This window comes from Veillonellales bacterium, assembly GCA_039680175.1.
Classification (GTDB): Bacteria; Bacillota; Negativicutes; order JAAYSF01; family JAAYSF01; genus JBDKTO01.
This window is the reverse complement of record JBDKTO010000104.1, coordinates 1-7508: the sequence shown is the minus strand read 5'-3', so window position 1 is coordinate 7508 and position 7508 is coordinate 1. Positions and strand designations below refer to the sequence as shown.

At 38.9% G+C, this 7508-nt stretch carries 7 protein-coding genes and 1 pseudogene; 1 reads left to right on the top strand and 7 read right to left on the bottom strand.

Annotation, left to right across the window (positions count from 1 at the left end; genetic code table 11):
- From ABFC84_16985 to ABFC84_16955, 7 genes and pseudogenes are all read right to left on the bottom strand, one after another.
- The coding region (locus ABFC84_16985; GenBank protein ID MEN6414434.1) for a glycosyltransferase family 4 protein at positions 1 to 917 on the bottom strand (917 nt) is incomplete at its 3' end.
- Positions 918 to 926: 9 nt separating this feature from the next.
- Positions 927 to 2063, bottom strand: a complete 1137-nt coding sequence (wecB, locus tag ABFC84_16980) for a UDP-N-acetylglucosamine 2-epimerase (non-hydrolyzing) (GenBank protein MEN6414433.1) — start codon at positions 2061 to 2063, stop codon at positions 927 to 929.
- Between the two features lie 49 nt (positions 2064 to 2112).
- Positions 2113 to 3255 (bottom strand): capsular polysaccharide biosynthesis protein CapF, encoded by a 1143-nt coding sequence (locus ABFC84_16975; GenBank protein ID MEN6414432.1) that lies wholly within the window; start codon positions 3253 to 3255, stop codon positions 2113 to 2115.
- 14 nt (positions 3256 to 3269) lie between these two features.
- Positions 3270 to 4292, bottom strand: coding sequence for a polysaccharide biosynthesis protein (locus ABFC84_16970; protein ID MEN6414431.1), 1023 nt, complete (start codon positions 4290 to 4292; stop codon positions 3270 to 3272).
- Between the two features lie 468 nt (positions 4293 to 4760).
- Positions 4761 to 4997 (bottom strand): annotated as a pseudogene (locus tag ABFC84_16965) (IS3 family transposase).
- Positions 4943 to 5158: a hypothetical protein gene (locus ABFC84_16960; GenBank protein MEN6414430.1), complete on the bottom strand. Its 216-nt coding sequence runs from the start codon at positions 5156 to 5158 to the stop codon at positions 4943 to 4945. The pseudogene ABFC84_16965 and the gene ABFC84_16960 overlap by 55 nt, the downstream one beginning before the upstream one ends.
- A gap of 267 nt (positions 5159 to 5425) precedes the next feature.
- A complete protein-coding gene (locus ABFC84_16955) occupies positions 5426 to 6586 on the bottom strand; it encodes a glycosyltransferase family 4 protein (GenBank protein MEN6414429.1) in 1161 nt (386 codons plus the stop codon).
- 561 nt (positions 6587 to 7147) lie between these two features.
- Between ABFC84_16955 and tnpB the strand changes: the two genes are divergently transcribed.
- Entirely contained in the window at positions 7148 to 7483 is a 336-nt protein-coding gene (tnpB, locus tag ABFC84_16950; protein MEN6414428.1) for an IS66 family insertion sequence element accessory protein TnpB, read from the top strand.
- The last annotated feature ends 25 nt before the right edge of the window (positions 7484 to 7508 follow it).

The following is a 7508-nucleotide window of genomic DNA, read 5'->3' as shown; positions in this document are numbered from 1 at the left end:
TTCGGTACGGCCAATTTTTCATTAAGAGAAATTAATCCTACATCGCAGACCGATAATAATTGCAGATATTCATCTTTTGGCATGAAATCTAAGAAAGTGATATTTGTCAACTTTCTTTTTTTAACCTTTTCTTTGATTGAAGGAATTTCCTGTCCTCTTCCTACCAATAAAAATAATATATCTTTATAATCAAGGCAACTTTCTGCCAAATCTATCACATTTTCAATTTTCTGTGCGATACTCATATTGCCACCATAAACGGCAACAAACTTATCAGACAGATTATATTTTGCCTTAATATCTTCAACCGGAGGGGGTAAATTTATTGGATATTGTGAAAAATGTAATACGTGAATATTTTTTTCTTTTGCCCATGGATAGTATTTCAACGTAAAATCTATGTTTCCTTGAGACGGACATCCAATATAATCCGCCATTTTGATCGTGAGTTTCTCCAACCATTGATAATATTTACATATCAGTCCTCCTTCTCTGAAAAACCCCAAAGAAACGGAATCTTGCCAGATATATTCACAGAGCATCAGGTAAAATTTTGCTCTGTATTTCCTTTTTAACAATCTCACAATTATACCAATTTCAGGTGGCAACGAATGCGCAATAATCAGATCAAATTTTTCATTGGCATAATATTTTTTTATTGAGCCGGTAAATTGATAAATCAGCTTTATGTAAGCAATCCCTTTTTTAATATTTGAAGTATTGTTCGTTAACTGATCCGTTTTAAAACGTAAAACATCAATCCCCGCTTCTTTATTTACTCCTTCAGTTGACCATTTGTTCATGGGGGTGGCAACTTTGACTTTGTGTCCTTGTTTTGCAAATTCTTTGATCAGATCAACAAATACTCCTGTTTCAGATAGATGAGGGAGCGATACATATAAAAATAATATATTCATTTTATCTTATTAATACTCTTGCCACACAACTCTTTTGACATAATCGGTATATGAAATAATTACCCGCACCACTTTGTCGCTCACGTTAGGCATTGTGTAATCAGCTACCAGCCTAAAATTACGTTCAGAACCAATCTCCTGATACTGCAACTGTACCAGCCCCTGCATCACGCGTTCGGGATTCAGCCCCACCATCATAACCGAGGCTTCTTCCATGGCTTCGGGGCGTTCATGCGTTTCGCGGATATTCAGTGCCCGGAAATTCAAAATGGACGATTCTTCCGATATGGTTCCGCTGTCGGACAACACGGCATACGCATTTATCTGCAACCAATTGTAATCACTAAAACCCATCGGTTTCATCAGCTGTATTAACGGATGAAAACGCACCTGCTTTTCTTCAATCATTTTTCGTGTTCGCGGATGAGTTGAAACAATCACGGGAAAACCATAATGTTCCGCAATCAAATTGAGAATTTCCACCAAATGAAAGAAATTCTTTTCCGAATTGATGTTTTCTTCCCGGTGTGCCGAAACCACAAAATATTTTTCCCTTTCAAGCCCCAATTGCTCCAAAACCGGGGATTGTTGAATTTTCGGCAGGTAATGCATCAGCACCTCATACATCGGACTGCCCGTTTTGATGATCCGGTCGGCCGGCAATCCTTCCCGCAGCAGGTATTCCCGTGCAATGGAGCTGTAAGTAAGATTGATATCCGCAATGTGATCCACGATTTTGCGGTTGCTTTCTTCGGGAACGCGCTGGTCGAAACACCGGTTACCCGCTTCCATATGGAAAATGGGAATATGCCGTTTCTTGGCTGCAATGGCGCAAAGGCACGAGTTGGTGTCACCAAGTACCAGAAAGGCGTCGGGATGTTCTTTTTCCAGTACCGAATCGATGTTGATGAGGATTTGACCTGCCGTTTCGGTTGCATTCTTTCCTGCAGCATTCAAAAAATAATCAGGTTTGCGAATCTCCAAATCTTTATAAAATATTTCATTCAACTCATAATCATAATTTTGTCCGGTGTGGACTGTAATATGCTGAATAGTTTCCGATTCGTCGAGCTTAGCCATTACGCGCGAAAGGCGAATAATTTCCGGGCGTGTACCTACTACGGTTAGTAATTTAAGACGTTTCACTGTTGATAAGTTGCTTTGTTTATTCGTTGATTTAATAATTCGTAACGCATCACACTTCCAAATAATACGTATCCGGCCTGTCGGGATCGAAAGGCTCGTTTGCCCACATGATAGTTACCATATCCGTATCACCTAAATTTTCGATATTATGCGTGTAACCTACCGGGATATCCACCACCTCTAGCTTTTCGCCCGATACAAAATATTCTTGCACCTTCTCTTCATCAATCTTCCGGAAACGAATCACCCCTTTGCCACTCACCACCAGAAACTTCTCGTTCTTGGTATGATGCCAGTGATTTCCTTTGGTAATGCCCGGTTTGGAAATATTCACCGACACTTGTCCTCGATCGGGCGATTTCAGGAATTCCGTAAAGGCCCCCCGTTGATCGACATTCATTTTCAACGGATAAGAAAAATTATTTTCGGGTAGATAACTCAAATAAGTAGCATACAATTTTTTGGTAAAAGCATCTCCCATGTCTGGCACCTGCAAATTTCGGCGACTTTCACGAAACGAATAAATCAATTCGACTATTTCGCCCAGCGTAATCTTATAATCTATTGGCACTTTGCAATACTTCCCTTCTTGTGTGGGATTGCCTGCCAGTGCCGAAATCAGTTCGTCCACCACATCATCGATATAAACCAGTGTCATCATCACGTTGGGATCATTTACCTGTATCGGCAAGTCGTGGGCAATGTTGTAACAAAAAGTAACTACGGCACTGTTGTAATTCGGCCGGCACCATTTGCCGAAAACGTTCGGGAAGCGATATACATACACCTTCGCTCCAGTTTCTTCGGCATAGCGAAACAGCAGTTCTTCACCCGCCTTTTTGGAAACACCGTAAGGATTATCCAGCTCGGCTTGAATGGACGATGCAAGCATGATGGGGCACGTATTGCCGTATTTCTGCAACGTATCCAGCAGAACTGAAGTGAATCCGAAGTTCCCTTCCATGAATTCCGCCTGTTCTTTTGGACGATTCACTCCCGCCAAGTGAAAAACGAAATCGGCTTCCCGACAATATTCGTCCAATAAACCGGGATCGGAATCGACATCGTATGCAAAAACGGTCAAATCGGAAGGAATTCGCTCCTCTTTGGCTTTTCCTTCTTTGATGTTGTTGAGCTGCTCTATCAGGTTTTTGCCGATAAACCCTTTGGTGCCCGTAATCAAGATATTCATAGGCTGTGAATTTGTTATTCCAATGCCTCGATGTCGCTTTTGACTTCAGGCAACTTTATTAACAGTTGCTTCATCTCTTCCACATCCAGCCGATGGGTATTGTGTGAATGATATTCTTCCACTTTCGTTATATCCTCTACTCCTTCCACAAAATATTTGTCGTAATTCAAATCGCGGTCATCTATAGGGATGCGGAAATAATTTCCTTTGTCTTGCGCACGAAACATTTCTTCACGGGTTACCAGCGTTTCGTACAGTTTTTCGCCGTGCCGGGTGCCGATAATTTTGATTTCGTTCTCGGCACGATACAGCTCTTTCAATGCTGTAGCCAACACCATCAGTGTAGCTGCCGGTGCTTTTTGCACAAACAAATCACCATTCACCCCGTTTTCAAAAGCATACAATACCAAATCCACCGCATCGTCGAGCGTCATCATAAAGCGTGTCATGTTGGGATCGGTTATAGTGATCGGCTTCCCGTTTTTGATCTGGTCGATCCACAGCGGAATTACTGACCCACGACTTGCCATGACGTTTCCGTAGCGTGTACAGCATATCACCGGCTCATTGTCACACAACGTTCGAGCTTTGGCCACCGCCGTTTTTTCCATCAGCGCCTTGCTCATACCCATTGCATTGATCGGATACGCCGCTTTGTCGGTACTCAGCACCACCACCCGTTTAACCCCGTGTTCCGCTGCCGAGTCCAGCACGTTTTGAGTACCCATGATGTTGGTTCTCACCGCCTGAATGGGGAAAAATTCGCACGATGGCACCTGCTTCAGGGCAGCGGCATGAAAGATATAATCCACCCCGATCATCACGTCATCCACCGACCGTTTGTCACGCACATCGCCGATATAGAATTTGATTTTCGGGTTCTGGTATTGATGCCGCATATCGTCCTGTTTCTTTTCGTCGCGACTGAATATGCGGATCTCTTTGATATCTGTATCGAGAAAGCGCCGCAGCACGGCATTACCAAACGACCCCGTGCCGCCGGTAATAAGGAGAATTTTATTGGTAAATAGTGACATACTATTTTATTATTAATTTTTGAGTCCACTCTGAAAATCTCATTTTTCAAATTTATGAAAAACGGAGGTTCACCGGACAAAAGGGATTACTTTTATTGGCTATGAATATATTTACAATAATATACATATTGAAGCATAATTAGCTATATATTGAGGCGATTTTTGCCCAAAAGCGGTCTTTGACATATTTGCGTGATATATTTCACTGAAGTTAGACTATTGCTAGCCACGGCATAATTCAAGCAAGCTTGATTCTGCCCGCTTGGCTTAACGCAATAGTTCACTTGTGAACAGGAAACAGAAGTGCAGTAAATTTGGGAACAAGACTGCAGTGATTGCTTCTCAAAAGTAGCAAAAAAGTTTATAGCTTCTTCCATTTTTCTTAGAATATTGTTTGCCTGTTTTTCATCCTGTAGCTGTTGCCGTGGTTATGGAAAGCTGGAACTGCAAACATTTTTGGACAAAAGGTTAAACAACATTTAATAAATTAATTTTTGATTTATAAAAATTATCCCATAATTCATCAATAGTAAGGTTGTTGAGGGTAGAATGCCTTCTTTTTTTATTATACCACAATTCAATGTATTCAAAGATTGCAATTCTGGTCTGTTCCTTGTTTAATCTCTTGCTTCCGTAAATCAGTTCAATCTTTAATGTCTTGAAAAAAATCTCGGCAACGGCATTGTCCCAACAATTCCCCTTTCTACACCTGGTCCGGCAACATTGAATTCCTTGCGACAACGATAAACCAACTTTGTCCGGATTCCTAATTCCCTTGCAAGATTATTGATATTATCTCGCTGATAATTTAATTTGACCGCATTTTCCTTGAATTTACGATCATAATGCATTCGTTGTACTTTCATCTCTTAAAGTTAAGTTTTTTGCTTAACTATTTGTCCATCCAGAAGTAACAAGTCCAGAACTTTTAACCTGACTAAATTTTCCCTCAAACTATTTTCGTTCTGTCGTTTCTCGTCGCTCTTAATTTCCTTCACTGACTTTCAGCCTAGTGGCTTGTAGAAGTACTTGATTCCTTTATCTTTTAAAAAACATCAGTTTTACTGATATTTAGCGTACATATCAAATATTCAGTAGACCCTCAGTTAGAAAACTAGCAATAATATACATTTTTATGATTTTGTCAATAGAGCACTGTAAAATTTGTCTCTTTTTTTATTAAGAATTGAGCTTTCAAATAATTTGGCGTTCTCAAAATTAACTTTACATAGATGTTCATACAATTCTTTGTTTGAAAAAATTTCTGTAATTTTATTTGCCATTCCCTTGTAATCATCAACATCAAATAGAACATCATCTTCAAGCAACTCCCTAATCCCTCCAACATCTGATGCAACACAAGGAAGGCTAAGGGCATTAGCTTCAATAATTACTCTAGGTAAGCCTTCGGAACGAGACGGAAATAATAATAAATCACTTTTTATAAGTAATTCCCTAAGTTCTTTTTTTGTTTTTCTACCAACGAAATTCACTCTATCTGTAATTCCTATTTCTTTAGCAATATTATCGAATAAATTCGCTATCTTTCGTTCTCCTACAAACACTATCGAAACATCTAATCCATTTTTTACCAGTTCTCCAATTACATGTAATGCAGTAACAATCCCTTTTGAATCAGATTGTGTAATATTATTAGCAATGTGAATAATTTTAAAAGGTCTTTCCTGAGGAAAATTCCTTTCATTAAAAAAATAATCTTTATTTAATTCTACAGAAGAATAAAATTCGGTTATAGCGTAATCATTAGCAGGATAAATATCAGGCAATTGTTTTTTTGTAACATAAGCAACCCCTTTCGCTTTTTTACAATTCGCGACTAATGATTTATGAATAATTTTCATTAATACACTTATAATGAAACATTTCACTTTAACCACAGTTTCATAAGGATTTGCTACGACCTCAACTAGATATGGTTTACCACTATTTTTTATAAAATTACAAGCTATAGTACCTACTGTAGAAGGAAGCCTAAAAATTCCCATATCTGCCTTTTTCGAAGCTCTTTTTATTACCTTTCTTACTTTAAAATATACTTTTGCATACTCTATTGGTCCTTGAAACATAGGAACTTCGTATACTTCAATTCTGGCATCATTTAATGGTATTGAATAAAAAGGATCAAGGAAATTAACTTCTTTTGTTCTTAATACTAGAATAATATTGTCAAACACTCTAAGATATCTCATCAATAATATTTCATCTAATTCTGAAAAATAATATTTCCCGTTTAATTTAAATATATACCCATCGTAACTAATTAATAACCTCATCTTTAATCTATCTATTTTAGCATTATGTTAAATTATTACTTCTTTTCTCATACTTCAAAAAGTAAGGTTTCTAAACTTACTTTTTGTTTCAGTAAAGTTAGTTACTCAATGGTAAGTATCCGATAAAACCCATATTGTAACCCTAGTTTGGTCTCTTTAATTTTGTTTTAAAATTAAACGCCATGACACTAGAGGAGTACGAACAACTGGAGCAGGATTTTTCATCATCGTCTACTGACATCCGGTCCTTTCTACAAAGCAGAGGAGTAAGTCCTCACAAATATTACTACTGGAAACGCCGTTCAAGAGAGCTAAAAGAGTCTGCAGTTGTCTCTGATGGTCAGTTTTTACCCATTGATCTTCATTCGGGCAGCTTAATCAAGCAATCAAAGCGAGGCAAGAGTTCAAAACAGCCATTAATTGGCGGGGGAGAGATTGAGATTGAGCTTCGTACTCCTTCGGGAGCAGAGTTCCGTATCCGAGGTATTATGGACTCACTCATGTTAAGTACCATCATCGCTTCAACCTCAGGCCGCCGCAATGTTTAGTCTTAATGACAGCATGCGCTATCTTCTCTATAGTGAGCCCACAGATATGCGAAAGAGTTATCACACTCTGAGCGGTCTTGTGACAAACAATATGGGACTCAATGTACGCAATGGTGATGTCTTTATCTTCGTTAACAAAGCCCGTAACAGGATCAAACTACTTCATATGGAGCCCGGTGGTCTTGTTATCTACTCCAAACTACTGGAAGAGGGTCGCTTTCGCCTCCCCTCAAGAGATCAGGAGCAGGGTTCAGTCAAAATGAACTGGTTGGATCTGGTGATGATGGTTGAGGGTGTTATGGATGATCCGGCAACAAGATTAAGACGTTTAAAAAGAGTAAATTTTTAGCATAAAATATTGGTTATTATTTGGT

What these genes read in the sequence shown, in the direction of transcription:
- ABFC84_16960 (MEN6414430.1), bottom strand. Translation starts at nt 5,158, where the DNA reads ATGAAAGTACAACGAATGCATTATGATCGTAAATTCAAGGAAAATGCG.
- ABFC84_16975 (MEN6414432.1), bottom strand. Translation starts at nt 3,255, where the DNA reads ATGAATATCTTGATTACGGGCACCAAAGGGTTTATCGGCAAAAACCTG.
- ABFC84_16955 (MEN6414429.1), bottom strand. Translation starts at nt 6,586, where the DNA reads ATGAGGTTATTAATTAGTTACGATGGGTATATATTTAAATTAAACGGG.
- ABFC84_16970 (MEN6414431.1), bottom strand. Translation starts at nt 4,292, where the DNA reads ATGTCACTATTTACCAATAAAATTCTCCTTATTACCGGCGGCACGGGG.
- tnpB (MEN6414428.1), top strand. Translation starts at nt 7,148, where the DNA reads ATGCGCTATCTTCTCTATAGTGAGCCCACAGATATGCGAAAGAGTTAT.